Source organism: Streptomyces sp. NPDC053427 (assembly GCF_044544985.1).
GTDB lineage: Bacteria > Actinomycetota > Actinomycetes > Streptomycetales > Streptomycetaceae > Streptomyces.
Map to the genome: position 1 here is coordinate 22,830 of NZ_JBITYA010000005.1, position 25,995 is coordinate 48,824.

At 69.8% G+C, this 25,995-nt stretch carries 19 protein-coding genes; 11 read left to right on the top strand and 8 right to left on the bottom strand.

Translation table 11 applies throughout. The features are described from left to right. The first annotated feature begins 69 nt into the window (after positions 1 to 69). Entirely contained in the window at positions 70 to 393 is a 324-nt protein-coding gene (locus ACIGWZ_RS15035) for a hypothetical protein (RefSeq protein ID WP_400064512.1), read from the top strand. A gap of 118 nt (positions 394 to 511) precedes the next feature. On the opposite strand, the gene ACIGWZ_RS15040 is transcribed toward ACIGWZ_RS15035, so the two are convergent. Together ACIGWZ_RS15040 and ACIGWZ_RS15045 are read right to left on the bottom strand one after the other, a co-directional pair. After that, a complete protein-coding gene (locus tag ACIGWZ_RS15040) occupies positions 512 to 958 on the bottom strand; it encodes a luciferase family protein (protein WP_400064514.1) in 447 nt (148 codons plus the stop codon). A gap of 137 nt (positions 959 to 1,095) precedes the next feature. After that, a complete protein-coding gene (locus tag ACIGWZ_RS15045) occupies positions 1,096 to 2,034 on the bottom strand; it encodes a LysR family transcriptional regulator (protein WP_400064516.1) in 939 nt (312 codons plus the stop codon). A 142-nt stretch (positions 2,035 to 2,176) separates the two neighbouring features. On the opposite strand from ACIGWZ_RS15045, the gene ACIGWZ_RS15050 reads away from it, so the two are divergent. Both ACIGWZ_RS15050 and ACIGWZ_RS15055 read left to right on the top strand, forming a co-directional pair. Next, on the top strand, positions 2,177 to 3,226 hold the full coding sequence (locus ACIGWZ_RS15050) for a YncE family protein (protein WP_400064518.1): 1,050 nt from the start codon (positions 2,177 to 2,179) through the stop codon (positions 3,224 to 3,226). 97 nt (positions 3,227 to 3,323) lie between these two features. Next, entirely contained in the window at positions 3,324 to 4,208 is an 885-nt protein-coding gene (locus ACIGWZ_RS15055) for an NAD(P)H-binding protein (protein ID WP_400064520.1), read from the top strand. A gap of 32 nt (positions 4,209 to 4,240) precedes the next feature. On the opposite strand, the gene ACIGWZ_RS15060 is transcribed toward ACIGWZ_RS15055, so the two are convergent. Further along, positions 4,241 to 5,002: an SDR family oxidoreductase gene (locus ACIGWZ_RS15060; protein ID WP_400064522.1), complete on the bottom strand. Its 762-nt coding sequence runs from the start codon at positions 5,000 to 5,002 to the stop codon at positions 4,241 to 4,243. 395 nt (positions 5,003 to 5,397) lie between these two features. Here ACIGWZ_RS15060 and ACIGWZ_RS15065 point away from each other — a divergent pair, with 395 nt between their 5' ends. After that, on the top strand, positions 5,398 to 6,765 hold the full coding sequence (locus ACIGWZ_RS15065) for a dihydrolipoyl dehydrogenase family protein (protein ID WP_400064524.1): 1,368 nt from the start codon (positions 5,398 to 5,400) through the stop codon (positions 6,763 to 6,765). Between the two features lie 144 nt (positions 6,766 to 6,909). Here the strand turns inward: ACIGWZ_RS15065 and ACIGWZ_RS15070 are convergent, their stop codons facing one another. After that, entirely contained in the window at positions 6,910 to 8,181 is a 1,272-nt protein-coding gene (locus ACIGWZ_RS15070) for an MFS transporter (protein ID WP_400064525.1), read from the bottom strand. Between the two features lie 270 nt (positions 8,182 to 8,451). On the opposite strand from ACIGWZ_RS15070, the gene ACIGWZ_RS15075 reads away from it, so the two are divergent. Beyond that, positions 8,452 to 9,294 carry a patatin-like phospholipase family protein gene (locus ACIGWZ_RS15075; RefSeq protein WP_400064527.1) on the top strand — a complete coding sequence of 281 codons (843 nt, stop codon included), beginning with the start codon at positions 8,452 to 8,454 and terminating at the stop codon, positions 9,292 to 9,294. Positions 9,295 to 9,489: 195 nt separating this feature from the next. On the opposite strand, the gene ACIGWZ_RS15080 is transcribed toward ACIGWZ_RS15075, so the two are convergent. After that, complete coding sequence (locus ACIGWZ_RS15080; protein ID WP_400064529.1) at positions 9,490 to 11,403, bottom strand: sulfatase; 1,914 nt, start codon at positions 11,401 to 11,403, stop codon at positions 9,490 to 9,492. A gap of 519 nt (positions 11,404 to 11,922) precedes the next feature. Next, on the bottom strand, positions 11,923 to 14,112 hold the full coding sequence (gene katG / locus ACIGWZ_RS15085; RefSeq protein ID WP_400065388.1) for a catalase/peroxidase HPI: 2,190 nt from the start codon (positions 14,110 to 14,112) through the stop codon (positions 11,923 to 11,925). A 638-nt stretch (positions 14,113 to 14,750) separates the two neighbouring features. Between katG and ACIGWZ_RS15090 the strand changes: the two genes are divergently transcribed. Further along, on the top strand, positions 14,751 to 15,569 hold the full coding sequence (locus ACIGWZ_RS15090; RefSeq protein WP_400064531.1) for a hypothetical protein: 819 nt from the start codon (positions 14,751 to 14,753) through the stop codon (positions 15,567 to 15,569). Positions 15,570 to 15,586: 17 nt separating this feature from the next. Continuing rightward, positions 15,587 to 16,213, top strand: coding sequence for a class F sortase (locus ACIGWZ_RS15095; protein WP_400064533.1), 627 nt, complete (start codon positions 15,587 to 15,589; stop codon positions 16,211 to 16,213). A 67-nt stretch (positions 16,214 to 16,280) separates the two neighbouring features. Here the strand turns inward: ACIGWZ_RS15095 and ACIGWZ_RS15100 are convergent, their stop codons facing one another. Further along, a complete protein-coding gene (locus ACIGWZ_RS15100; RefSeq protein ID WP_400064535.1) occupies positions 16,281 to 17,807 on the bottom strand; it encodes an MDR family MFS transporter in 1,527 nt (508 codons plus the stop codon). Between the two features lie 847 nt (positions 17,808 to 18,654). Here ACIGWZ_RS15100 and ACIGWZ_RS15105 point away from each other — a divergent pair. Continuing rightward, a complete protein-coding gene (locus ACIGWZ_RS15105; RefSeq protein ID WP_400064537.1) occupies positions 18,655 to 20,745 on the top strand; it encodes a nucleic acid/nucleotide deaminase domain-containing protein in 2,091 nt (696 codons plus the stop codon). A gap of 29 nt (positions 20,746 to 20,774) precedes the next feature. On the opposite strand, the gene ACIGWZ_RS15110 is transcribed toward ACIGWZ_RS15105, so the two are convergent. Then, positions 20,775 to 23,120 carry a helix-turn-helix domain-containing protein gene (locus ACIGWZ_RS15110; protein ID WP_400064539.1) on the bottom strand — a complete coding sequence of 782 codons (2,346 nt, stop codon included), beginning with the start codon at positions 23,118 to 23,120 and terminating at the stop codon, positions 20,775 to 20,777. A 162-nt stretch (positions 23,121 to 23,282) separates the two neighbouring features. Here ACIGWZ_RS15110 and ACIGWZ_RS15115 point away from each other — a divergent pair, with 162 nt between their 5' ends. From ACIGWZ_RS15115 to ACIGWZ_RS15125, 3 genes are all read left to right on the top strand, one after another. Further along, positions 23,283 to 24,350 carry a BTAD domain-containing putative transcriptional regulator gene (locus tag ACIGWZ_RS15115; protein WP_400064541.1) on the top strand — a complete coding sequence of 356 codons (1,068 nt, stop codon included), beginning with the start codon at positions 23,283 to 23,285 and terminating at the stop codon, positions 24,348 to 24,350. 203 nt (positions 24,351 to 24,553) lie between these two features. Then, positions 24,554 to 25,072 carry a DUF6585 family protein gene (locus ACIGWZ_RS15120; RefSeq protein WP_400064543.1) on the top strand — a complete coding sequence of 173 codons (519 nt, stop codon included), beginning with the start codon at positions 24,554 to 24,556 and terminating at the stop codon, positions 25,070 to 25,072. 133 nt (positions 25,073 to 25,205) lie between these two features. Next, complete coding sequence (locus ACIGWZ_RS15125) at positions 25,206 to 25,961, top strand: PE-PPE domain-containing protein (protein WP_400064545.1); 756 nt, start codon at positions 25,206 to 25,208, stop codon at positions 25,959 to 25,961. Positions 25,962 to 25,995: the final 34 nt, after the last annotated feature.

The following is a 25,995-nucleotide window of genomic DNA, read 5'->3' on the forward strand; positions in this document are numbered from 1 at the left end:
GGTTCTTTCACCCACATCACCCACGTCACCCACATCACCCATATTCAAGGTCCTGAAAGGACGACAACCATGTTCGCCAACGGACTCAGAGGACGTCGGCTCGCCGTCGCTGCGTTCACGGCCTTCCTGCTTGCGGTGGCCGGAGCCGGCGCCGCCGAAGCGGCCACACCCCTCGCAGCCCCCCACACGGCATCGGCCAACGCCGCGACCATGACGGCCGTGGCCCATGCAGTCGGCGACCGCGGTGGTGGCCACCACGGTCACCACGACCACCACGACCACCACGAGCGCCACGAGCGCCACGGCCATGGCGGCTCGAGCGGCTCGAGCGGCTGGGGCGACGACGGCTATGGCTACGGCTACGGCTACGGCTACGGCTACGGCTACGGCTAGGGCGGCCGGTGACCGGCTGCCGTATCCGGGCATCCGCAGCCGCGGGCGCCCGGATACCGTCGTGAGTCCAGCAGGCGGGGCCCGCCCTTCCCGACGCCATGCCGGCAGCCCGCCCCCCTCAACCGAGACTTCTGTCTTCCTCCCTCCGGCGTCGCGCGAAGGGCCGTCGTGACCGCCGACCGGGACGCCAACGGGACGCCTGCGAGGATTCATGGGGGCAGGGATCCATCCGAGCCGATTCGGCCGGCCACGGTGGGCTTCCGGAGGCGAGCAGTGCGGCGCTCACGAGCGTGACGAGCAAGTCGATGTCGGAGCCCATTTCGAGCCGGACCGTGACCCACGCGGATGCCGCGGGCAGTTCAAGGGCACTGGAATTCCGCAGCGCCGGACGCAGCCTGTCGATCATGTCGTGCGTCAGGTGAACGTCGACCTGGTTTTCCCCATGGAAATGGACGATTTCCCGGGCGCCGGCACAGAGGCAATGCCGTGCTCCGCAGCCCGCGCTCCCCCGCGAGAGCGCCGTCCAATCGGCCAGCCGTGCGTTCGCCTGTTCGGCCAGATTCATGGTCTCAGCCTGCCCGCTCCCAGCCCGCACGCATAGGGGCCGCGGCAAGGGGATCTCAGAGCCTCGGGGAACGGTTCCCGTGCAGCGCTTCCTCGCCGGAGCGGATCCGGACGGGGTCGGCGCAACGTCCCGAAGCCTCAGCCGCAACGCTCAGCGCCAGGACCCGGCCCAGGTCCTGACCCCGGCACGGACGGGGCCAGGACGGCGGCCGCCAAGTGGTCGCGGAACCAACGGTGCCCGGGATCGGCCGAGTTGCGGGGGTGCCAGGCCATCCCGAGGTCGAGGGGTGCCAGGTCGAGGGGGATGGGGAAGGTACGCAGTCCCAGTGCGGCGGCGGTGTCGGGAAGCCAGTCGGCCAGGGTGAGGGCGACGAGGTCGGAGTCCCGGGCGAGGATCATCGCGCTCGTGTGGCTGGGTACGACCACCGAGACGCGGCGTTGCAGCCCGCGCTTCGCGAGGGCGTGGTCGATGGGGCCGAGGCGTTTGCCGTGCCGGGAGATGCCGATGTGGTCGGCGGCGGCGAATCGGCGGGCGTCGATCCGCCCGCTGAACAGCGGGTGACCGCTGCGGGCGATGCCGATCAGCTTCCTCCGGGTGAGGTGTTGGGTTCGGATCTCCGGGTCCAGGTTTCCGAGGACGCCCAGTTCGACGTCGACCGAGCCCTGCCGCAGCGCCGGACCGCCCTCCAGGGCCTCCGGCAGGAAGACCACGTCCACGTGCGGGGCCTCCGCCCGGATCCGGTCGGTCAGGGTCCCGGCAAGGCCGGCCAGGAGCAGGTCGGTGGCCTGCACGGCGAAGGTGCGCTGGAGATATACGGCGTCGAAGCCGGCGCCCGGCCGCAGGACGTTGTCGCAGCCGCGCAGCAACGCGCCCACCTCCTCCCTGAGTTCGAGGGCTCTGGGGGTGGGGACCATGCCCTGGCCCGCGCGGACCAGGAGGGGGTCGCCCACGGCACGACGGAGCCGGGCCAGGGTGCGGCTGACCGCCGCGGGTGACGTGCCGAGGCGCTCGGCGGCGCGGGTCACGCTGTTCTCCTGGAGCAGGGCGTCCAGGACACGTAACAGGTTGAGGTCCACAGTGGCTCCTGAGCTGCACTTTTGCATCTGAGTCAATGATTGGGTGCCGATTCTTGCATTGTCGCCGGACCCTCGCGTGCTCAGAGTGGAGACGTCCGCGAGAACTCCGGACCACCCATTCACCGTGTGGAAGGAATGCGTCATGCAGCAGTGCCCGCGCGCCGGTCGGGAGGGCGATGTGCTGGCCGTCGTCAGCCAGAGCGGGCCCTCGGTCTCGTTCTTCGACGCCGTCTCCGACCAGCACCTCGGCTCGCTGGAAACCCTCGCCGAGCCGCACGAGTTGTGCTTCGACCCGACACAGCGGCTGCTGTGGTGCACGACGACGTACCGCTCGGGCTTCTACCACGCGAACGGCGGCCGGCGCACCGAACTCACCGTCATCGATCCCGACACCCGCCGCATCGTCGAGGTCGTCGACCTCGCCCCGGAACACGCGCCGCACGGGCTCGCGCTGGATGCGGCGCGCGGTCGTCTGTACGTCACCGTGGAAGGCTCGGCGGACCGGCCCGGCGGCGTCGTCGTGATCGACACGCGGACCCGTCGCCCCCTGGGCAGGATCGACACCGACGCGCCCGGCTCGCATTGGGTCGCCCTCGATACGGCCGGACGGACGGGGTACGTCGCCAACAAGGAGGCGCCGTTCGTGTCCGTCCTCGATCTCGAACGGGGAAGTCTCACCGCGAAGGTCGAGGTGCCGGGCAGTGAGGGACTCGCCGTCGCCGCCGACGGCAGCCAGGCCTTCGTCGCCTCGCCGTACCGGGGTTCCTTCTCCGCCGCGGAGGGACCGGCGCCCGGAATCAAGGTCATCGACACCCGGACGGCGTCCGTCGTCGACACCCTGCCCCTGGAGAACGCCGCCATGCCGATGCACCTGACCTCAACGGGAAAGCTGCTCGCGGGAGAGGTGCGCGCGGAGTACGACCCGGTGTCTCGAACCAGCCGTATGGCGGCCGGTCGCCTCACGGTGTTCTCCGCCGACACCCGCAAGCAGGTGGGCCAGGTCGAGGTGGGGCTCTGCCCGCTGACCATCACGTCGTCTCCCGACGGCCGGATCGCCTACGTGGCCTGCTACGCCTCGTCCACCGTCGAGGTCGTCGACCTGGAGACGCTGCAGAGCCTGACCCGCCTCGACCACGCCGGGTTCGGCGAGTCCGGCGCCCACGGCCTGGCCTACCTCCCTCGTCCGGCCTGATCTCCATGCCATCGGCGGGTGATCTTGCTGCCGGGCCGCCGCGCGCCCGCGTTCGTCGCCCGCCACCACCCGGGAACCAGAGAAGAAAGGCACAACCATGATCGTCATCACCGCGCCCACCAGCACCATCGGCCGTCTGCTCGTCGACGACCTGCTCGGCCGCGGGGCGTCGCTACGCCTCGTCACCCGCGACCCGTCGCGTCTCGCGCCCGAGGTCCGCGAACGGGCCGAGGTGGTCCACGGCTCGCACGGCGACGCCGCCGTCATCGACCGGGTGTGTGCCGGTGCCGAGGCCGTCTTCTGGCTCGCGCCGGACGTCGGCGACGCACCGAGCGCCCAGGCCGCATACGTCGACTTCGCGCGTCCCGCGGCCGAGGCGTTCGCCCGGCACGGCGTCCGACGCGTCGTGGCCATCACGGCACTCGGCCGCGGAACGCCCCTGGCCGAGCACGCCGGCGTGGTGACCTCGTCCCTGGCGATGTGCGACCTGATCGCCGCCTCGGGCGTGGCCTTCCGGGCGGTGGCGTGCCCGTCCTTCATGCACAACCTGCTCCGCCACGCCCGTGCGATCAAGGAGCAGGGCACGTTCTTCATGAGGATCGACCCGGACCTCAAGGCCCCCACCGTCGCCGCCCGTGACATCGCCGCCACCGCCGCACGGCTGCTGCTCGACGCCTCGTGGGAGGGGTCCGACCAGGTCGCCTGCCTCGGGCCCGAGGACCTGTCGCCCAACGACATGGCGCGGATCATCTCCGACGTCCTCGGCACCGAGGTGGCCTATCAGCAGATTCCGGACTCGGCGTTCAAGGCGCGCATGACCGGCTTCGGGATGAGCGAGGGGATGGCGCAGGGGATGGCCGACATGTTCGACGCCAAGAACAACGGTCTCGACAACGCCGAACCGCGCACTGCGGAGTCGACGACCCCGACGACGTTCCGGCAGTGGTGCGAGGAGGTCCTCAAGCCGGCCGTGACGGCCTGACCCCGCAGCCCGAGGCCGACGCACTCGGGAGATCAGTGGGAGAGGAGCTGCTGGCCGCCGTCGATGTCGTACGTGCCGCCGGTGAGCGCCTCGTTGCACATGAGGTGGACGGCCAGCGCGGCGACGTCCTCCGGGCCGACGACCCGCCGGATGGGAAGCGTGGCGCGCAACTCCTCGCGCCTGGCGTCGAGTTGATCACCCAGGAGCGCGGCCGACAGGGGGGTGTCGACGAACCCGGCAGCGATGGAGTTCACCCGGATCGGGGCCAGTTCGAGCGCCAGGTTGGCAGTGAGGGCGGGCAGCGCGGCCGTGAGGGCGGACACGAGGGTCAGGCCGACGCCGGGGCGCCGACCGCCGGTGCCGCTCATGAACAGCAGCGTGCCTCTGGCTCGGACCTTGTCGCGGCTGCAGAGGGCGACACCGAGTGTCAGGGCGAGCCGCTGTCCGAACTCACGGCGGGCCGCCTCGAAATCCATGCCGGACAAGGGCCGGTAGGAAGGGCTGCCGGCCGTCACCATCACGTGGTCGACCGGCCCGGGCAGATCCTGGAAGAACTGCCGGAGGCGGTCGGTGTCGGTCGCATCGAACGCGGCCGTGCTGAGCGGGTGAAGCTCGTGTGCGGCTTGGCGCAGCCGTTCGGGGTTGCGGCCGACCAGGACCAGCCTGCCGCCGTCTGCCCGTACCTGGCGGGCGGTTTCGAGTCCGATGCCCGCGCTGGCGCCGAGCACCACGACGGTCTGGTCGGTGAGGTCGGACCGACGGGTGGTGCCGGGATCGCTGGGTGCGGCAGTCAAGACGCTGCGCCGCCGCTCAGGGCCGTGACACGGTCAGCGCCGAGTTCGCTGCCTGACCCGTCTGACCTGCCTGCCTTGCCCGACCTGCCCGACCTGCCTGTCATCCGTACCTCCGGAGACCGGTTCTCTGCTCCCGATTGTCGCGCTTCATGCCACTGATCACCTGTCGGCCGGTTCAGCGGTGTCGACGGCGCGGGGGTGAGGTGCGGGAACGGGGTGCAGATCCAGATCCCGGTCCAGGATCGACCGGGTGGGGCGGCGGTGGTCTCCTCGCCGAGATCATCGAGTGGTCGACGCATCGCAGGCCAGGCCGCCGAACCGCGTGCTGCACAGGTGCGGCGCTGCACAAAAAGAGCGACCGTGGTGTCAGCACGCGACTTCGAGCGGAGGGCGCGATGAGCGGCATCGGCACGATCAACGACTATGACGTGATCGTCCTCGGCGGCGGCGCTCCGGGCGAGCACACTGCTGGTGCGCTCGCCGAGGGGGGCCTGCGCGTCGCGGTCGTGGAGCGTGACCTGGTCGGCGGCGAGTGCTCCTACTGGGCGTGCATTCCATCGAAATCGCTGTTGCGCCCCGGCGAGGCGGTGCAGGGCGCGCGTGAGGCGGCGGGCACCGCTGAGGTCGACGTCCAGGCGGCCCTGGCCTGGCGTGACTACATGGTCTCCGACTACTCCGACGCCGGAGCCGAGCGGTGGCTGGCGGACAAGGGGATCGCGGTGCTGCGCGGTCGCGGGCGCCTGGCAGCCACCGGGGCGGTCGAGGTCGACGGGGTGCGGTACACCGCCGAGCACATCGTGCTGGCGAACGGCGCCGACCCCGTCGTCCCGCCGGTACCCGGCCTGCGGGAGCTCGACGGCGTCTGGAGCACGCGCGAGGCGACCGGCATGAAGGCGGTGCCCGAGCGGCTGATCGTGCTCGGCGGTGGGCCGGCCGGGCTGGAGCTGGCGCAGGTGGTACGTCGCTTCGGCGGCGAGGTGGTCCTCGTGGAGGCCGCCGAACACGTTCTCGCCCGCGAACCCGAACCGCTGGGCGCGGCGCTCGGCACGGCTCTGCGCCGCGACGGCATCGAGATCGTCCTCGGCACGCCCGCGACCAAGGCGTACCGCGACGGCGAGGACTTCGTCCTGGAGTTGGAGGACGGACGGGAGCTGCGCGGCGATCATCTGCTCGTCGCGACCGGCCGCCGCCCGCGCGTCGAGGGGATCGGGCTGGAGACCGTCGGCGTCACCGCGGACGGCAGAGGAATCCCGGTCGATGCGCGCATGCGGGCGGGCGAGCGACTGTGGGCGGTCGGCGACGTCACAGGCATCTGGCCCCTGACACACGTCGGCGAGTACCAGGGCGAGGTCGTCGCATCGAACATCCTCGGCGAGCCCCGTGAGGCCCACTACGAGGCGGTCCCGCGCGCCACGTACACCGATCCGCAGGCGGCGGCGGTGGGCACCACCGAGGCTCGGTTCGGCGCGACCGCCCTCCTGACGGAGATCGCCAAGACGGCTACCTACACGCACGCCTACGCCGAATCCAACGGATTTCTGACGCTGCTCAGCGACGGTGAGGTGTTGACCGGCGCCTACGCACTCGGCCCCGAGGCCGGCGAGTGGATGCAGCAGGCCACGCTGGCGATCCGCGCCCGCGTCCCCCTCGGCGTACTGCGCGACACGATCCAGCCGTTCCCCAGCTTCTCGGAGATCTACGCCGCCGCGCTGAAGGCGCTCGGCCACGAAATCAAGCGGGCGGGGGCGTCACCCGAGACGTGATCTCCACGGGCTGGCTCGGCCGCCGGCAGTTCGTCGGCGGACGCGGGCACTACTGGCCGCACTCAGCGGAACCCGGGCCAGTCTCGTCCAGCTCGCGGACGCGGCCGACCTCACGAGTCATGGAGCCGAGAGGCGTGATGCCGATCAAGCCTCCTCTCCCACATGCTTCGTATGCGCCCGATGCTTCCCCCAGGCCCGCATCACGGCGGCAACGACGGCGAGCGTGATGGTCGCGATCCCCGAAGCCGCCAACACCTGCCTGGGTTCCATGGCGGCGCTGAGGGGGCCGCCCAGCGCGGTGCCCACCGGGGCGGCGGTGAGAAGGGCGGCGCCCCGGGCCGCCAGGACCGTGGTCAGCCAAGCTGCCGGGGTGCGGTCCTGGAACAGGGTGAAGGACAGCGCGGTGAAGGGCCCGTAGATCACGCCGCCCAGAGCGAAGCAGACGAGAGAGACACCCGCAGACACCCCGAGGCCGAAGGGCACCAGCGTCAGGCCCCAACCCACGACGATGCCCAGGGTGACCGGCCAGAGCGGGAGCTTGCGCAGGGCGCCGGCACACAGGGCGCCCAGAACAGCACCCACACCGAATGTCGTCCAGTACAGCCCGAGAAGGCCGGCGCCCGAGTGAAGATCATCAGTGACATGCAACGGGAGCGCGACCTCCACCGGTCCGTAGAGGAAGTTGAAGAACCACGTCAGAGCGAGAACCCCGAGAAGTTCGGGCTGCCTGCGCAACAAGTGCAGGCCGGCCGCCGATCGGCCGGTGTCGATCGGCGCAGCCGTCGCTTCCGCCCCGGCCGCGTCGCCCAGCCGACCGACCTGGACGGCAAGGAGGGCGAACGAAACCGCGTCGACGCCGATGATCCAGGCTGGGCCGACGACTGCCGCCAGGAATCCGGCGAGGGCGGGACCGATGATGACGGACGCCGAAGTACTCGCGCTGACCAGCGCGTTCGCAGCCAGACGCCGATCCGGAGGAAGCATCTGGGAAAGCAGGGAGTACTTTCCGGCGCTCCCCCAGGCATGCAGCACCGACGATCCGGCGAGCAGGACGACATACAGAACCGGGTGCAATATCCCCGCTGCCCAGGCCAAGGGCACACAGCCGAGAAGCAGCGCGCGGAGCCAACTGTCCGCGGCCAGCAACCGCCGGGGAGGCAGGCGACGCAGCCGGCGGCCGAATATCAGCGCTCCGGCGGCCCCGGGGAGGGCATAGGCGGCAACCGCAGCACCGACGACCAGCCCGGACTGTCCGGGAGGCGCGATCAGAACGGCCAGCCACGCCACGGCGACCACACTCATCCCGTCACCGAGGTCGGAGGCCGCCAAGGCCGGCAAGAGCCGTCGGAACTCGAGATGAGCGAACAGCGGCCGATACGTCGGCGGCAGCAGGCGAGTTGTCAGTGAAGGAGTCACCCGGCCAGAGTTGTGGCTCAAGCGCGCTTGACGTCAAGGGGGACCGCCGCGCTGTCGGCTGACATGTCCGATACGTGCTCAGGTGAGGGTTCGTTCCGTTCCCTTGGCGCGTCCGCCGGCAGGCGCTGAGGGGTATCGCATGCGGGGGACCGACCAGCGGGTGTCCAGTGGATGCCCGTCCATCGGCGAACCCAGCCGTTGGGAATATCCCTGCCCACCTGGGACTTTGCAGTGACGTTGAAGCGAAGTCCAGTAGTCATGGGGGTAGGAATGCAGAACGAACGCGCGCTGGTCATCGGCGGTGGCGGAGTGGCCGGTATCGCCTGGGCGACAGGAGTGCTGGCCGGTCTCGCCGACGCCGGGGTCGATGTCACCGACGCGGACCTCCTGTTCGGCACCTCCGCCGGGTCGGCGGTGACCGCACAGATCTCCAGCGGCGTAGAGCTGCCGGCACTGTTCCGAACCCAGGTGGACCCCGCGTACCAGCTGGCGGAACTGCAGCCACGGGAAGGCGCGCTCGCCGAGGTCTTCGCGTTCGGTGAAAAGTTGGACGCCGAGGTCACCGACCCGGTGGAACGCCGGCGTCGAATGGGCGAGATGGCGCTGGCTGCCGGGACCGTGGCCGAGGCCGAGCGGCGGGCCGTCATCGAGGCCCGGCTGCCGTCCCACAGTTGGTCGGAGCGCAAGCTGTCCGTGGTCGCCGTGAACGCCGTCACCGGCGAGACCCGGATCTTCGACCGGGCCTCCGGCGTCGGCCTGGTGGACGCCGTGACCGCGAGTTGCGCCATCCCCGGTGTCTGGCCTGCCGTGACGATCGGCGACGACCGCTACATCGACGGCGGCATCCGTTCCCTCACCAACCTCGATCTCGCCGCAGGCTACGCCCGGACCCTCGCCATCGCTCCGATGCCCGACCCGGTGCTCGACACCGACGCGGCTTCGATCGCCGCCCGCGGCGGCCTCATCGAGGTCATCACCCCCGACGAGGCCGCTCTCGCCGCCTTCGGCACCGACCCGCTGTCTCCCGCCAGCAGGACCCCTGCCGGCCACGCCGGTTTCGCCCAGGGCCGAGCGGCCGAGCGGGCGATCGCCGCACTGTGGAACAAGGCGTAACACCCGGCGCGACGGCAGTGGATGTCGTCGACAGCGTCGGCCCTCCGGTCCTCAGCCGACCGGGGCCGCCGCGCTGTTATATGGCGCCTGACCACCGCCGCCGACCGTGCGGCCCACCCACTCGCCCGCAGGGCGGGGCCGACCGAGGCCGTCCGGACAGGTCGGCTCGCGAGGTCGACAAGGGCGGTCTTCCGGTCACCGGGTGGGCCGGGGCGGGGTGGAACGGGGCTGTGGGCCGTAAGCCGTCAGGAAGCGGTCGCGGAAGGTGTCCATGCGCCAGACCGGGGCCGTGTGGCTGGGCTTGAGGCCGTCGGTCCAGCCCCAGTTGGATATGCGGTCCAGTACGGCCGGGTCGTGGGCGACGATGGCGACGGGGACGTCGCGGCTCGCGTGGTCGCCGGAGACCTTGGCGAGGGGCTGGTGGTCGCCGAGGAAGACGAGCACGGTGTTCTTGGTTCCGTATTTCGCCACGTAGGAGACAAGGCTGTGCAGCGAGTACTGGATGGACTTGCCGTACTCGGTGCGGACCTGGTCGGTGCGTTTCCAGACGTCCACCGGGTCTTTGCCCGCCTTCTCGATGGCGTGGTAGACGGAGCCGTTGCCGACCTTGTCCCAGGCGACCGTTGCGGGGAGGGGGGCCCAGGGGTTGTGGCTGGAGGTGAGGATGACGAACGACATCAGGGGCTTGTCCTCACCCTTGGGGTGCCGCGTATCGAGCGTCTTGCCGTGTTGCGTGTTGCCTGTCCGGCTGTGCTGCTTGCCGTGTTCCAGGCGCTCGAAGGCGGACAGGGCGTACTGGTCCGGCATGGTCGACCAGCTGAACTTCGGGCCCTTGTAACCGAGGTCCCGGGAGTCGTAGACGCGGTCGAGGCCGTAGAACGAGGACTCCGGCCAATCCTTGGTGACGCCGGGCATGATGCCGACGGTGCGCCAGGCACCGGTGCGTTCGAAGGCGCCGGTGAGGGTCAGGCGGTCGCCCGCGGTGACGGTGCGGTAGCGCTGCTGGTTGTCGATCCACAGGCCCGACATGAAGGTGGAGTGGCCCAGCCAGCTGCTCCCGCCGTACGTCGACGAGGTGAGCCAGCCGCTCCGGGAGGAATAGCCGGCGGCGCGCAGCCGTTCGGTCCCGTCCGCGAGGGCCGCATCGACGCCCGGCGCCATCAACGGGTCCTCGACGGCGCTGCGTCCATAGCTCTCTATGAACGTGAAGATGACGTCCTTGCCGCGCAGTCCCGTCAGCAGTCGATCGCCCGGAGTGGTGCCGAAGGCATCGACGGCGGCCTCCTTGGCGAACGCCTGCTCGTCCGCCAGGCTCGCCCGTATCTGCTCCGCGCGGTCCTGGACGCGCCCGGCGGTGCTCGTGGCGGCGAGCGGCACACCGGCCACCTGCACGCCGAGCGCCGTGCAGGCGACCCAAACGGTCCCGCATACCAGAGTGGTACGGGTCGCGCCGGCGCTGTGCCGGGCCATGCGGTGGGCGAGCCTGACGACCGCCAGCGTGGTGAGGACGAGAAGGACGAGGACGAGGGCGCCGGCCGCGATCGCCACACCTATCGCGTGCGCCGGGCCGATCGAATCCTCGAGGAACGATTCGCCGTCGCCGAGCAGGACCCAGTCGAGCACCGGGTTGAAGCCTCGGCCGAGGGTTTCGTTGAAGCCGATGTCGAGGAGGTTCAGCACGGTGAGCAAGCCGAGCCCCACCCCGGCCAGCACCGCCGCCACCCGCCTCACCCTTGACGGGAGGAGGAGCAGGAGGGCGGCACCGAAGATCGCCTCCACCGGGATGCGCAGGAACTCACCGGGCGTGAGGAGGGTGAGTTGGTTGGGGAGGAGGAGGGTGAAGAGGACGAGGGCGGCGGCGAGCGTGGTGGTCAGCCGGGCCGCGGTCCGTGCCACGCTCGGGTGGCGGTCCCGCCAACGGATGGCTGCCGCAGCCTCGCCCGGGTCGTCCTCGCCGGCGCTCGCCTCGTCACCTGTCTCGGCGTCCTGGTCGGCGGTGTCGTCCGGTATCCGCTCCGGAGAATCGGCCGAGGATCCAGCGGCGGAGCGCGAGCGGCCCTCGTCCGTGGATGCCTCGTCCTTTTTCGGCAGCTGACGAGAGCGCGTCAAGGGCAACAACTCGAAGGTCCTTCCGTGCGAGGCCCGGTGGTGGCACGGCACACCGGACTCGGGAGGCCGGAGCCGCGCCTATCGGTACGGTTCGCCGACGGCTTCCGTTCACTCACCTGTGAACTATCGGACGATCCTCCGGCTCATCGGCGTTCGAGGACCCGGCGGACGGCCTTGAGCCTAGGCGGTGTCCGCAAAGTCCCGCCTGGCTGGCGGCGCCTGGCACGCACGCTCGCTGCGTTGTCGGGATCGTCCACGTAGCCCGCTACGAGGACGACCCTCCGCCTTGCGATCGCACGCACCAGACGCCGCCAGCCCCGCCCTCCGGGCGGACGACAGGACTTTGCGGACACCCCCTAGGGCCTTGAGCCACCGGTCCTTCTCCGACTTCAGGGTCCGGAACTCCTTCGGCCTGAACGGTTCGGGCCGTGGACGAGGGGCGAGGAACACACCGCGCGGCCGGCCACGCGTTCCAGGATGTCCCGGTCGGCCGGTGAGTGGCCGACCGGGACTGCCGGCTCAGGCCAGGTCGAACCGATCGAGGTTCATCACCTTGTCCCACGCCGCCACGAAGTCACGCACGAACTTCTCGCCCGCGTCCTCGGACGCGTAGACCTCCGAGACGGCCCGGAGCTGGGAGTGCGAACCGAAGATGAGGTCGACGGCGGTGGCGGTCCACTTGGCCTCGCCCGTGGCGCGATCCCGGCCTTCGAATACGTTCTCGGCCGAGGCCGACGCCTTCCACTCCGTGCCCATGTCGAGCAGGTTGATGAAGAAGTCGTTGGTCAAGGTCTCCGGCCGGTCGGTGAAGACGCCGTGCGGGGATTGCTCGAAGCCGGTGTTCAGGGCCCGCATGCCGCCGATCAGAACCGTCATCTCGGGAGCGGTCAGCGTCAGCAGGTTGGCGCGGTCCAGCAGGAGAGTCTCCGGCGACAACTTCTCGCCCGCCCGGAGGTAGTTGCGGAACGCATCTGCCTTGGGTTCGAGCACGGAGAACGACTCCACGTCGGTCTGCTCCTGCGAGGCGTCCGTGCGCCCCGGTGCGAACGGGACCGTGATGTCGTGCCCGGCGTTCTTCGCGGCTCGCTCGACGGCCGCGCACCCGCCCAGGACGATCAGGTCGGCGAGCGAAACCTTCGTTCCGCCGGTCCCCGAGCCGTTGAAGTCGTGCCGGATCTGCTCGAGGGCCCCCAACACCTCGGTCACCTCCGGCAGGTCGTTGACCGCCCAGTCCTTTTGCGGCGCGAGTCGAATCCGTGCCCCGTTGGCTCCGCCGCGCTTGTCGGTGCCGCGGAAGCTTGCCGCCGACGCCCAAGCGGTGGTGACCAGCTGGGAGACGGACAGTCCCGAGGCGAGGATCCTGCCCTTGAGGGCAGCGATGTCCGCGTCCGTGACCAGGGCGTGATCGACCTCAGGGACGGGGTCCTGCCACAGCTGCGGCTCGGCAATCCACGGGCCGAGGTAACGCGAGAGTGGCCCCATGTCGCGGTGCAGCAGCTTGTACCAGGCCTTGGCGAACGCGACCGCGAGCTTGTCCGGGTTCTCGTGGAAGCTCTTCACGATCGGCGCATAGATCGGATCCACCTTCAGCGCGAGGTCCGTCGTCAGCATCATGGGAGCGTGCCGCTTCGACGGATCATGGGCATCAGGCACGGTGTCCTTGGCCGAGGGATCCGTGGGGGTCCACTGGTGCGCACCGGCGGGGCTCGTCGTCAGCTCCCAGTCGTACGTGAACAGGTTGTCCAGGTACCCGCTGTCCCACTTCGTCGGCTCGGCGGTCCACGCGCCCTCGAGCCCGCTGGTCAGCGCGTCGGCGCCCTTGCCGGTGCCGCACGTGTTCCGCCAGCCGAGGCCTTGCTGCTCGATCGGGCCGGCTTCCGGTTCCGGGCCGATGTACGAGGGGTCGACCGCACCATGACACTTGCCGAAGGTATGGCCGCCGATGATGAGCGCGGCCGTCTCCTCGTCATTCATGGCCATACGCCCGAACGTCTCGCGAATGTCCCTGGCGGCGGCGATCGGATCCGGATTGCTGTTGGGCCCCTCCGGATTGACGTAGATCAGTCCCATTTGCACGGCGCCGAAAGGCCCGGTGAGTTCCCTGTCGCCGGTGTAGCGCTCATCTCCGAGCCAGGTGTCCTCGGGCCCCCAGAAGATTTCCTCGGGTTCCCAGATGTCCTCTCGTCCGAACCCGAATCCGAACGTCTTGAAGCCCATCGATTCCATGGCACAGTTGCCGGTGAAAATCAGAAGGTCGGCCCAGGAGAGCTTCCGTCCGTACTTCTGCTTTACCGGCCAGAGCAAACGGCGCGCCTTGTCGAGGCTCGCATTGTCCGGCCAACTGTTGAGGGGGGCGAAGCGCTGGGCGCCGGCGCCGCCACCGCCCCGGCCATCGGCAATGCGGTACGTTCCCGCGGCATGCCAACTCATCCGGATGAAGAGCGGCCCGTAGTGACCGTAGTCGGCAGGCCACCAGTCCTGCGACGCCGTCATCATCGCGAAGACGTCCCGCTTCAGCGCGTCGAGGTCGAGGGTCGCGAACTCTTCCGCGTAATTGAAGTCCGCGTCCATCGGATTGGACCGTGACGAGTGCTGGTGAAGAATTTGAAGGTCCAGCTGATTCGGCCACCAGTCCCGGTTCGACCTGGGCTGAGTCGGCGTCGGGGCCGGGGAGGAGATCACTGGGTTCTCGCTTTCGCTGCCGGACACGTCCGTCCTTCTTCCTGTCTCGGTGTTTCCGTCTGCTGGCTGCTTGCGCTCGGCGTTGGTGTGCCTTGCCGGTGTCGAGCACTGCGACCCGCGCTCGTAGCGCGCCATGGCGCCCGCCGGCTGGAAACCTCCGACCAGACCCGCGCCAGTCAACGCGGGCTGGCGGCCAGCGAGAACCTTCCCTCATGCACGACGCCGATGATCGAGCCTGGGTCGGCGTCCGTATGGTCGCGCACCGCAGACTGCACCGCGGCGAGAACACGCTGAGCATCCCCGCGTAACAAGCCTCAAGGTCCAAAAACGACGCGGTCACCCCTCGGCCGCACCGTCTCCGGCGAGTGCGGCATCGGCCGGCCCGAGCGGCGCGGCCTGCGCGCCGAACTCACCCCTCCCCCTCACGTCGCGGCCATGTCCCACTCCTCGTGTCAAGGGACGGGCCACAAATGCTCCAGATGGATACACCTGGCGTCTCGTCGACCGGTGGGCTGAACATCGCATCAGTGCACGGCGTATTACGGGCTACTTGTGCCCGGGCGACGACCGGCGGTCGCGCAGACCGCCTGCAGCGTCGATGCCCGGGCCCTCCGAACGAGACCACGGCGATCCCTTGCGGGACCGCCGGAAGGGAACGAAGGACCGTGACAGCCCCGCGCACCACTCGCCTCGCCGCCCTCCTCGCTCTGCCCGTCACCCTGGCCCTCTCGGGTGCCGCCACCGCTCCGGCCGTCGCCGCGGAGAGAACGTTCCAGATCAACCTGAACCAGCTGAACGATTCGGGCGGCAAGGGCACAGCGATGCTCAGTCTCAACGGGAACCAACTGACCGTGAAAATCGAGTCGGAGGGACTCGTCCCAGGCCAGCCGCATGCGCAGCACCTCCACGGCTCCACCGACGGCCATGACTTCCACTGCCCGGACGCGAGCGACGACATGGACGGCGACGGGATCCTCAACAACACCGAAGCCACGCACAGGTACGGCGACATCAACATCTCGCTCACCACCCAGGGCGGCACGACTCCTGACAGCGGCCTCGCCGTCGACCGCATGCCCATGGCCGACGCGGCGGGCAAGCTCTCCTACGAGCGCACCCTCCCCGTCTCCCAGGACGTGGTCGACCACATCAAGGATCTGCACATCGTGCAGCACGGCATCGACCCGAACGGCAACAAGAAGTACGACTTCGAGGGCGCGGGCAAGAGCGAACTCGACCCCAAGCTCCCCCAGGAGGCCACGGCTCCGGCCGACTGCGGGATCGTCGAGGGCGCGGCCGTCGGCTCCCTTCCGGTGGGTGGGGTGGAGACGGGCGGCGGAACGGCCGACAGCAACGAGATTCCCACCGCGCTGGCGGGCGCCTGCGGCCTCGCCGTCGTGGCGGCCGCCGGAACGCTGGTCCTGCGCCGCAGGATACGGGCGGCGGCAGCCGCCGCCGAGCCGACCGGACGGGGAGCCGCGTGAAGGCCCGCAGGAAGCGCGTGGCCGCATACTGCGCCGCGGTGGGGGCGATGGTGCTGCTCGGCGGATGCGGGGGCGCGAGTCCGGCGTCGCGGTCGGCTCCCGCCGAACGGCAGCCCGCGCAGGGAGGCCAGGCTGCCAGCGGAACGGGAACCGGGCACGGTCAAGGGGGTGAGCGGAAGACGGGGGATGCGCAGAAGGCGGCTCCGCAGCGGATCTCCATCCCCTCGCTCGACGTCTCCTCCACCCTGGAGTCGCTGGGGCGGAAGAAGGACGGCACGATGGAAACCCCCGTCGACCCCGACAAGGCGGGCTGGTACGCGCCCGGCCCGGCACCGGGCGACAAGGGGCCGGCGGTCATCGCGGGCCATGTCAGCTGGAACGGCAGGCCGTCGGTGTTCCACCGGCTGTCCTCGCTGAAGGCCGGCGACTCGATCGAGGTCGCGCGGACGGACGGGAAGACCTCGGCATTCACCGTCCGTCGCGTCGCGCAGTACCCGAAGAACAAGTTCCCCACCATCGAGGTCTACAAGAACATCGACCACGCGGGGCTGCGCTTGATCACCTGTGGAGGCGAGTACGACCCCTCGCAGCACTACTACCCGGACAACGTGGTGGTGTTCGCCGACCTGACCGGGGCGGAATAGCCCGAGCCGCCCGATGCCGGCGGCCGGCGTCCTGTGGGGACGTCGGTCTCCGGCTCGTGCGTGCCGGTCAGGTCTCGTTGGCGGTGATGGGCTCGCCTTGGCCGGGGTGTTCGCCGACGGGCGGGTCCGCGTCGGCGCTGCCGGGGTCGTGGGTGCCGGCGTCCGTGGTCCGGTGCGGCAGCTTCGCCGCGACGACGATCGTCACGAGGGCGAGGGCGGCCGTGACGCCGAAGGCCAGCTTCATCCCGCTCACCCGCGCGAGCCCCGCGGCGACGCCGTCGGCGACCAGGTGGCTGGTGCGCGCGGACATCACGGTCACCACGAGCGCGGTGCCGAACGCCGCGGCGACCTGCTGCATCGTCCCGAGCATCGAGCTGCCGTGCGAGTACAGGTGCGGGGGAAGCCCGCCCATGCCGAGCGTGAAGACCGGGGTGAACGTCGCCGCCAGGCTCACCATCAGCAGCGCGTGCAGTCCCAGCACCTGCCAGTACGGCATCGTCATGGAGACCTGGGTGAACCCGCCGAGGGCGAGCACCATGCCGATCGAGCCGGGCAGCACCAGCGGACGACTGCCGTAACGGTCGAACGCCTTTCCGACGATCGGTCCCAGCAGGCCCATGCCCAGACCGCCCGGCATGACCAGCAGGCCGGTCTCCAGCGGGCTGAGCCCGCGCAGGTTCTGCAGGTACAGCGGCAGCAGGATCATCGCCCCGAGCATCGCCATGAAGCCGACGGACATCAGGATCAAGGACAGGCTGTAGGTGCGATGCCCGAGGGTGCGCAGGTCCATCAGAGGCGCACCGGTGCGTTGCAGCTTGCGCTGGCGGATCACGAACAGCGTGATTGCCGCGACCCCGGCGAGGACGATGCCGATGTCGATGCCGAGTCCGACATTGCCGTCGCTGCCGCTGTCGCCGAAGAGGCTCAGGCCGTACACCAGGCCGCCGAATCCGAACGCCGCCATGCCGACGCTGAGCCAGTCGATGGAGCTCACCTGCGGCTCGCCGATGTTCTCCATGCTGCGCAGCCCGAACAGGGTCACCAGAGCCGCGATCGGCAGGACGACCACGAACAGCATGCGCCAGGAGCCGACCTGCAGGATCAGCCCGGACACGGCAGGTCCGAGCGCGGGCGCCACCGAGATCGCCAGGGTGACGTTGCCCATCACCCGGCCGCGGTCATGCTCGGGCACCACGATCATCAGCGTGGTCATCAGCAGGGGCATCATCACGGCTGTGCCTGAGGCCTGCACGATCCGACCCAGCAGCAACACCTCGAAGGACGGAGCGGCGGCCGACAGGGCGGTACCCGCGAGGAAGACGCCCATGGCTATCGCGTAGGCCTGGCGGGTGGTGACCCGTTGCAAAAACCAACCCGTTATCGGAATCACGACGGCCATGGTGAGCATGAACGCGGTGGACACCCACTGCGCCGCCTGTTCGGTGATGCGCAACGCGTCCATCAACCGCGGGATGGCGTTGATCATGATGGTCTCGTTGAGGATCACCACAAACGTGGCCAGTACCAACAGCCGCACCACCGTCGGTGTGCGGCCCGCCTTCATGGCCGGTCGTTCTGGTATCGCAGCTGACATGACAGCACCTCGCTGGGGTTCCTGGTCACAGTCGCCTCGCAGCCAAGGGCCGCCGGCACGGACGTGGGTGAATGACACCGGTAAAGACCGGCACGCCTGGCAGGACTCATCGGTCTGCCCAAGTGTTCCGCATCACTGCGCAGGTCTCCCCCGGATTTTCCTCTGCACAACGAAGGTAACCGTTGGCCGCCCCACCCCGACAAGCTGTCCGAAATGTCGGCGCAAGCCGGCAAGGATCGCCGTCGCCGTTTCCGGCCCTCGCGCCGCCTGGCGCGGCGACGCCCCGCCCCACCCCCACAACCGCTCCCCACTGGCGACGGGCGAGTCCCTAGACGCCGATGCATCCATGAGCGGGCGCACGGAATGCCCAAATTTCCCAGAAATTCCCTTATGAGAAATTGGCCGGGCACTGCGGGAACAGCTCAAGCCGACAAAGCGGTCGCCCAGCACCACGGCCGGGCGCTGCCGGGGCAGGCCGCGCTTGCCGTGCACGGGTGGCGCGGCGTGCAGGTGTGGTTTCCCGGATTCGGCCACAGGGGAATGCCCGAGACGCAGCGACCGCTGGTAAGACCACCGCGACGCAAGCGGCCCGCCCTGGGGCGCCTGACGCCAGGCTCCGGCGGCGCCGCCGCGACCGCATCATCGGGGTTTCATCGGCATTTCAGTGCCTGCGGTGAGAGTTGACGCGTCAGCACCGAGACAGGCAACCGGAGTTGTTATGCCTCCGCTCAGCACCTCACTCGTTTCCCCCTTCACGGACGACCAACGGCGGGCCGGCTGGAGAAGGACGGGCAACCGCCGCTTCGGAGGCTTGTGGGCGCGTCGGCTCGCGACAGTCATCGTCGTGATGGCGGCTGCGATCGCCCCGCTGCCCGCGGAGACGCAGCCGCCCGCGTATGCCCTGCCCGCCGCCGAGCCGAAGCCTCCGGTGCCGGATGAGTGGGGGCAGATACCGCTCTACGACCATCCGATCAGCCAGATCGGCTACGAGCGTCGGGTCGAGGCCGGGATGGCGACTCCGGGAGACGACAGGGCCTTGAACCGCAACGCCGCGGTCGGCTTCGTGGACATGTCGTCGGAGGTCGCTGAGGCCCTGCGCGCCGAAGATCCCGAGAAGGAACTCGAGGCGCTCAGCGAGAAGTACGGCGGGTACAAGATCAGGCAGGCTGCGGACGACCCGGATCTGTTCGCGTCCTTGGGCCTGGATCCTGGTGTCACGGCCTTGCTGGTGGTTCCCAAGCTCAACAACCAGAGCACACGCCACTCCGAGATGGAGCTCCTTTGGACACTGAGGCGCAAGGGCATCGCCTGGGACCGGCTGTTGGCGTTGTGGACCGAGCGCTCACCGTGCACAGGGAAGCCGGATTCCTGCTTTCCGCAACTCCGGAAGCTTGCGCCGCATATAAGGATCTTCCTCTCCGAAGTGCACCAGACCTGGGCCAACGGGGACTCCAAAACGATCCGCGAGGCCATCAACAGAGGACTTGAGACCGAACTCCGGCGCAAGAAGGAGAAAAGGTCCGTCCAGGACCCGAAAATACGGTCCACAGTGGACTCGGCCTTCACGCCCGGCACCGTCAGCGAGTGCCAGACCTCTGGTCTGGGGGCGCCGAGAGCCGGTCGATCACTCGCCCTGATGGCGGCTCCTTCGCCGTACGGCGGTTCCCTCCGCAGCGCCGCCCGCCCCTGCGGCGAGGACGACACCGAGAGCGGTTCCCAGGGCAGGCAGCCGTCCGTGCTCGCGAAGATGTTGGCGATGCCCCAATCCGACCCCGGCGGTATCGACTTCTCCTCGCTGAATCTGCGCTATCTGGCCGACTCCGGCTCGGCGAAGACCGGCTTGCGCTACTCCATGGGGGCCGCTCCGGTCGCGCCCGGTGGCGAGAACCTGCGGTCGGACGGAGTGAAGGCCGTACGAGAGGCGTCGGACGCGTTCTTCGTCTGGCTGTCGCTGCGTCCCTCCGCGTTCTGGGTGAATCTCAATCCCAACGAGCCCGAGCGCATCGTCGACCGGGCATTCGGCCGCACCGACGCCGGACGCATTCTGCTCCAGGCCGACCTGCGCATGAAGAAGACGATTGCGCAACTGATCCACCCGGACACCGAACTCGGCGCCGCGTACTGGGACCGGATCCAGGGCACGTGCATGTCCATGCGCACCTGGATCGTGCCGGGCGAGGCCAAGGTCCATGCGACGCCGGACGAGCTGTACATCATGGACGCGCCGCTGAAGGTGAAGATGGAGACCCAGTACCTGCAAGGGCGTGGCGCCGCAGGCACGAAGGCGTGCGCACAGCAGGAGAGATCCGTCGAGGAGCACAACGAGTCCCTCTTCCGCGACATGATCCTGCCGAAGGTGGAAGAGGCGGTGAATACCGCTCCTGAGTACGCCGAGTTGCGGCGCGTGTATCTGAGCCGGGTCGCCGCCGAGTGGTACCGCGACGTCAGCCGGCGCAAGAACGCGACCTACGCGAAGCTCATCGACCGGGGCGACGTCGGCCAGTGGGCCACCACCAGCGACTGGAAGCCGCGCGACACGTTTGACGACTACGTCGACTCCTACAAGAAGGGCGAGTTCAAGGTCACTCGTCGCACAACGGAGGGCAACGTCGTCTACCTGCAGACCTATGCGTTCGGTGGGGTCGACCTGACGCACGTCCCCTTCCGCAAGGTGGACGACGGCCGGTTCACGGCGGAGTGGCCGAACGCGTCCACGAACGTCGACCGGTCCTGGGACAGGCCCGTCCGGGGCGCCGACGGAAGCGAGCGGACCTTGCTGCTGAGCGGCGGCCCGTCGCCGGCCGAGGCGCGGAATGCCGCGGACGGGAGTTTCTCGTGGACGGAATTCGTGGATTCGGTGCCGTTCCGCTGGGCGTTGCTGGGCGCCGTGGTTGTCACGTTTCTTGTGACCCGGTGGAGGCTGCGCCGCCGGACGTAGTACGTCGTCCCACCCGAACTCCGCTTGACCTAGGAAGCGCCCGTTCCGCGCGACCCGGATCGACTCCGCTTCGCCTGATAGGCGCGGGCGAGGTGCTGTTGCAGGCGGGCGTGGCGGAACTGGTAGACCGCGCCGGCTTGGCGGAGCACGCCCCGCCGGTAGGCGTCTTCGAGGAAGGTGACGAGGGACCAGGGCAGTCGGCCGGTCAGCGGCAGCCAGATGCGGGAGAAGACCGTCCACTGGCCCCAGGCGGTCAGACTGAACACGTAACCGAGGGCGCCGCCGAGCCCGCTGATGACACCGAGTTTGAGTGCGGCCGTGAGACTCCACACGACCGGGCCCAGGATTGCCGACATGGGCCGGATCACCACCATGGAACCGAGGCCGACCATGAGGCCGAAGGTGGGGGCCCAGACAAGGAGTTGGGTGGCGACCGTCCGGAAGTTCGTGCGCAGGAGGCTGACCGGATTGACGGCGGACCGGATGTCGAGAGGGGTTTCGAAGAGGGTGAGGAGGCCGAGGGCGGGCCCGGCTCCGAGCGCGAACATCAGGCCGTAGATGATGCCGTCGGCGAGGCCGATGGCCAGGACGGTCGGAATGCCGAGGTGGAACCGGACGCCGTTGAGCGCTGCGCGGACGAAGCCGTAGCCGAGGCCGAACAGGAACCCGCAGAGCAACCCGATCACCAGTCGGCGGAGGGAACTTCGCCTGGTCTTGCCCTCCCTGCTGAATATCTTCATCCGCACGGCGGACGGCTCCACGGCCGCGTTTTTGCCCGCGACCAGGAACCAGTACGCGATCCCGAACAGCAGCCCGGAGAGCGGCCCCGCCACCAGCCCGTCCGCGAGCTGGAATGCGAAGGAGTCGAAGAGGGTGCCGACGATGCCGTCGACGAGCCCGATGGCCAGGCAGACCATCAGCGCGGTCACCAGTGTGCGCGTGGTGCGGCGCATCCTGTGGCCGAGCCGCCACCACTCCAGGTCGGGAGTGTCGAGCCGGGTCAGGTGATGGGCCAGGTAGCCGAGCCAGTACTGGGCGCGTTCCGGGTCGACGGCGCGGCGCGGCCCGCTGCCGGGGCGGTGCCCGGGCAGCGGGCGGTAGACGGTGGCGGTGAAGTTGTCGAGAAGGTGGTCCTCCAGCTCCTGGGGGCGGGCGAACCGCCCGGTGTCCAGGAGCGAGGCCGGGTCGTTGTCGGGGGTGTTGCTGTAAAGCGCGCGGGCGAGCGTGACCATCAGCGGAGTGGTCAGCACCGCGGCGAGGTTGGCACCGGCCCGGCTGTCCGGCCGCTCGTGCAGCTCGCTCAGCACGGGATCCCAGGCGGTCGCCGAGAGGTCTCCTCCGCGGGACTTGCGCGTGGTGCGCGGCAGGTAGTCGGCGAGATCGCTCAGGGTGAGATCGGTCAGTTCCACCGCGGCGGCGGAGGTGAGCACGTCGGTCTCCGCCACCGCGGCGGCGTACTCCGACGGACGGCTCGTCAGCAGCAGGGGCAGGGTGGTGGCATTGAGCGCTTCCAGCGCGGGACGTCGCAGGCCGTCGGCGATTTCGTCGAAGCCGTCCAGTACGGGGAGCACCCGGCCGGTCTCGACCAGTGCGGCGGCCAGGCTCGGCCCGCCGGGTCCCGAGGCGGCGAGACCGGGGTGATCGCGTGTCAGTTGCGCGGCCAGCCAGTCCCGGAACGTCATGGCGGTCGGATCCCACGAGCCGATGCTGAAGATCACCGGTACGGCATCGGCGCGGCCCCTCGACTTCAGGTGGTCCAGGACGAACCGCACGGCGAGGATCGTCTTCCCGGAGCCCGAGCGGCCCAGCACCACCAGCCGCCCGGACGGGATCCGCCGGTACACGCCCACGATCTCGTCCAGTTGCCCGCTCAGGTCCAGCGGGCCGTGGGTTCCCCCGGCGGGCAGACGGCGGATGTTGGCCCAGTGATCGGTCAGCTCCTCGGCGACCGGCTGCCAGCGCACCGGCAGCGGGTAGGGGTCATGGACCTGCCGCTGCTCCTCCTCGCGCCGCCAGCGGGCGGCCACCGTCTGCGCGAGCTGCTCGGAGACATCGGCCAGGGTTTCGTGCAAGGACCCCGGCGGGCCGCCCGCGACCGGCTCGGCGGGGGTGGTCGGGACGGTTGAGCTTTCCGGCGGCCCGTCGTCCCCGGTCCGGCGGACGGCGGCCGCCAGCAGCCCCTCGCGCTCCTCGGGGCTCAGCCCGAGCGCGTCGGCCAGCAGCCGCACCGTGGTCACTCTGGGGTCGGCGCGCTCGCCGGTCTCCAGCCCGCGGATGGTGCGGACGCCCACTCCGGCGCGCTCCGCCAAGGCCTCCTGAGTCATTTGCGCCTCGCGCCGCCGCTGTTTCAACAGCGCGCTGAACTCACTCGTCACAGGTCACGGCCTTCCCCCGGCACGTCGATTTCCCCAGGTGAGGGACTCTAGCGCGGCCACCGGCCGGATACGGCCGGTCCCCTGGCCTGTCCGTTGCACGGCGCCGGGGCCAGCGTCGACGGCATCCACCCGACCGGCCACCCCACGTCAGGAGAGCCCGCGATGCCGACGACCGCGACCCTCGGTCAACCGACCCTCACCCCGCTCACGCGCCAAGAGCACAGGGTGCTTTACGCGGTCGGCTGTGGTCTGACAGACGCCGAGATCGCCTCCGCCCTCGCGCTCCCCGAGGACGCGGTGAACGGACATCTCGCCCGGGTCCTCGCCAAACTTGAACTGCGCGACCGAGCCGCCGCCATCGTCCACGCCTTCGACTGCGGCCTGGTCGTTCCCGGCCAGGGCCCCCGCGAGGCGGCGAACCCGGTACCGCGGACCGTCATCCGCCGGGCACGCGAACCGCAGGTGCGGATCTCCGTACTCGGGCCGCTGCAGGCATGGCGCGATGGACAGCCCGTGGACCTGGGGCATCTCCGCCAGCAAGCGGTGCTGGCGGCGCTGGCGCTGTGCCCGGACCGGACGGTCAGCCAGCAGGAACTGCTCGACGGAGTGTGGGGGATGGAGCCGCCGCTCACGAAAGTGGTGCCGGTGTACATCTATCGACTGCGGAAGGTCCTGCGCCTGGAGAACGGCACGGATTCGGTGATCATGCGCGATCGGTGCGGCTACCGGCTGGTTCCCGGCGCGGTCGAGGTGGACGTGGCGCGCATGGAGGAGTTGGTCACCGCCGCGGGGACGGCCGAGCGAGCCGGCGAACTGGCTGAGGCGGTCCGGGTCTGTACCCAGGCGCTGGACCTGTTCCGCGGGGAGCTGCTGGCGGGCCTGCCCGGGCCGTTCGCCGAGCTGGAGCGGCTGCGGCTCACCGAGCGCCGGATCGCCCTCGTACAGCGGAAGCTGGACTGGCAGCTGCGGCTGGGCCGGCATTCCGAGGCGATCGCCGAGCTGCGCGCCCTGGCCGTGGCGCAGCCTCTGAACGAACCGGTCGCCGCGATGCTGATGCGTGCGCTGTGCCGTAGCGGCCGGCAGGCCGACGCGTTGACCGTGTTCGACCGCACCCGCCGCCGTCTGGACGACGACCTGGGGGTGCTGCCGGGCCGGCTGCTGACGCGGACGCACCAGATGATCCTGCGCGGATCCGACGCCGACCTCGCCCTCGCGCCCGCCACGCCATGACCCGGCCGATGCCGCGTACGCGCGGTGACGAGTTGCTGCTGGCGAGGATCTCCGCAGCGGCCGGCCGCGCGGGCATCGGCAAGCGACGTGCCACCTACGCGGCAGCCGCGCACCGGAGTCACGCGCAAGCCGGCCCGATCCGGGTGCTCCGGGGCCTGCTGGCTTCCGCCCGGTACGACCGGTCTTCCGCGAGGAGGCCGCGCGTGGACGCGCGACTGGACCTGTACGACCACGGCATGACCATTGCCGTCAAGGGGCGGATCCATGTCGTCCGCTACGACACCACCTCCGTGTTCCAGGAGACCGCCCGGCACCCGCACGGCTCGGCCCGCGCCGCAACCACTCGCGCCTACGCGCTCACCGACGTCGAAGGGAAGCGGATCGTGCTGCAGGGCAGGCCGGAGGACAGCGATGCGGAGGAATGGGGGTCCGAGATCCGACGGGCCGTCACCCATGCCCAGGTGCCCCTGGCGTGGGCCGCGCTCGAGAGGGGCGAGCGACTCGCCTTCGGGGACGTCTGGCTGACCCTGGAGCAGGTCGGATCCGCAGCGGTGTCCGCGCGGTGGCCGCAGGTGCAGCAGATCGAGAGCGAGAACGGGACCATCAGGCTCAACATCGACGGCAGTTGGCACCGGCTGGGGCCAACGGGCGCCACCCTCCCGAACCCCTTCGTCTTCCGCACGCTCGTGGAGCGCCTTCGGGCGGATGGCATGCGCTCATGACGACGAGCCGGTCCCGAGAGGGGCCGCGGACGCCCGGCGCATGCATGCGTTTCATCGCCATTCCAACGACCTGGATAACGTCAGGTTCGAGCACAGCAGTTGTGCCTTACCTCAGCCGAGGAGAAGCAGAGCAATGACCTTGTCCAGCAGATGGAAGAAGGCGATCGGCGCGGCCGGCGCGGCGGCGGCCATGGTGGCCGTCACCGCCGCCGCACCCACCGTCGCCCATGCCGATGCGGTGCATCACTACTACCTGGAGGTCGGCGGCACCGGCTCGGCGGCGGCTGCGCCCGACTGCACCTCCACCTATGCATTCGCCAACAAGCACCTCAACGGTGGTATCCCGGTGCCGGTCTGCTATCCGGCGAGCGCCGGACCCTGGCTCAACGGCCACAACGCTCCGGACATCAGCGCACCGAGCTACGACGCGAGCGTGAACGAGGGGTACCGCAACCTGCTGGCCACCGCCAAGGACACCTACCGTCGTGACCCGGGCGCCCGCTTCACGATCGTCGGCTACTCCCAAGGCGCCCAAGTGGCCGACCTGGTCCTCCAGACCATTGCCAAGGGCGAGACCGACATACCCCGCTCGCAGGTGAACGGCATGCTGTACGCCGACCCGCTGCAGCCCGACACCGGCATCTGGGCCCGGGTTCCGAAGGGTTGGAGCGCCTTGGGATTCACTTCTACGGGCGCCGGCCCGGCGAAGTTCGACGGCATCCCGGTGCAGCGCTTCTGCATCCGCACCGACCTGGCGTGCGACGCGACTTCGGTCCAGTCCGTCCCCGGTTTCCTGCAGCAGCACCCCAAGTACTGGCAGGACGGCAACATCATGGCGCAGACCATCGGCCACGACGGCGGTGACGGCGTCACCTGGTACGACGCCTGATCGTCCCGTCAATCGTGCATGTCCCGGAGCCGAT

What these genes read in the sequence shown, in the direction of transcription:
- ACIGWZ_RS15035 (WP_400064512.1), top strand. Translation starts at nt 70, where the DNA reads ATGTTCGCCAACGGACTCAGAGGACGTCGGCTCGCCGTCGCTGCGTTC.
- ACIGWZ_RS15040 (WP_400064514.1), bottom strand. Translation starts at nt 958, where the DNA reads ATGAATCTGGCCGAACAGGCGAACGCACGGCTGGCCGATTGGACGGCG.
- ACIGWZ_RS15050 (WP_400064518.1), top strand. Translation starts at nt 2,177, where the DNA reads ATGCAGCAGTGCCCGCGCGCCGGTCGGGAGGGCGATGTGCTGGCCGTC.
- ACIGWZ_RS15055 (WP_400064520.1), top strand. Translation starts at nt 3,324, where the DNA reads ATGATCGTCATCACCGCGCCCACCAGCACCATCGGCCGTCTGCTCGTC.
- ACIGWZ_RS15065 (WP_400064524.1), top strand. Translation starts at nt 5,398, where the DNA reads ATGAGCGGCATCGGCACGATCAACGACTATGACGTGATCGTCCTCGGC.
- ACIGWZ_RS15075 (WP_400064527.1), top strand. Translation starts at nt 8,452, where the DNA reads ATGCAGAACGAACGCGCGCTGGTCATCGGCGGTGGCGGAGTGGCCGGT.
- ACIGWZ_RS15100 (WP_400064535.1), bottom strand. Translation starts at nt 17,807, where the DNA reads ATGTCAGCTGCGATACCAGAACGACCGGCCATGAAGGCGGGCCGCACA.
- ACIGWZ_RS15105 (WP_400064537.1), top strand. Translation starts at nt 18,655, where the DNA reads ATGGCGGCTGCGATCGCCCCGCTGCCCGCGGAGACGCAGCCGCCCGCG.
- ACIGWZ_RS15115 (WP_400064541.1), top strand. Translation starts at nt 23,283, where the DNA reads ATGCCGACGACCGCGACCCTCGGTCAACCGACCCTCACCCCGCTCACG.
- ACIGWZ_RS15125 (WP_400064545.1), top strand. Translation starts at nt 25,206, where the DNA reads ATGACCTTGTCCAGCAGATGGAAGAAGGCGATCGGCGCGGCCGGCGCG.